The sequence below is a fragment of the Pseudorhizobium xiangyangii genome, from assembly GCF_020531965.1.
Classification (GTDB): Bacteria; Pseudomonadota; Alphaproteobacteria; order Rhizobiales; family Rhizobiaceae; genus Neorhizobium; species Neorhizobium xiangyangii.
Genome location: NZ_JAJAWH010000117.1, coordinates 1 through 634 on the forward strand (window position 1 = coordinate 1; position 634 = coordinate 634).

1 protein-coding gene is annotated in these 634 nt (G+C 61.2%); it reads right to left on the reverse strand.

Going from position 1 to position 634, the window contains the following annotated elements; genetic code table 11:
- Positions 1-634, reverse strand: a 634-nt coding sequence (locus LH464_RS24460; protein ID WP_226788991.1) for a hemagglutinin repeat-containing protein, incomplete at both ends; no start/stop codon positions are given.

Below are 634 nucleotides of genomic sequence, written 5' to 3' on the forward strand. Positions count from 1 at the left end.
TCCACCGACACCCGAGCCGGGCATGACGACGTTCAGGGCAATGGCCACCAGCGCCTTGAAGGCTGGCGAGAGTTGAACCTGCTTGTCGTAGAAATACTCGTCGGCCAGGTTTTGGGCGAGCAGTTCGAGCCCGGCAATGGCGAGCAGTTCTTGCGGGTAGAGATCGTTGAGATCGCCGCTGGCTATGCCGGCATAGTCGTAGACGCTGAGCTCGGCCTTGCCGCCGACATTGAACGACAGGCTGCCACCGGTGAGGAAGGTTGAGAGGATCGCCGCCTCCCGAAAACTGTTCTCGGTGACCGTGGTCATGGTGACGAGACCGAGCTTCTGCTCGAAATACTCGCTGAGCTGGCTGCTGATGGCGGCCTGGACGGAGAAATCGCCGCCGGTATCGATCGACAGGTCACCGCCGGCGGCAAGTTGGGCGCCGATCAGCGTCGTGTCGTTGCCGGACACCAGCGTCAGGTCGAGTGCGGCAAGCGCCTGGGTGCCGGTCGCATACTTGTCGACGGTGTTGCTGATTTTGGTCGAGCCGATCAGACCGCCGAGATAGCTCTTCCTGGTCTTCGTGTAGGAGGCGAAGATATCGGTATAGGCGCCGGCATAGATATCGCCTTCGATGGCGGTCAGATCG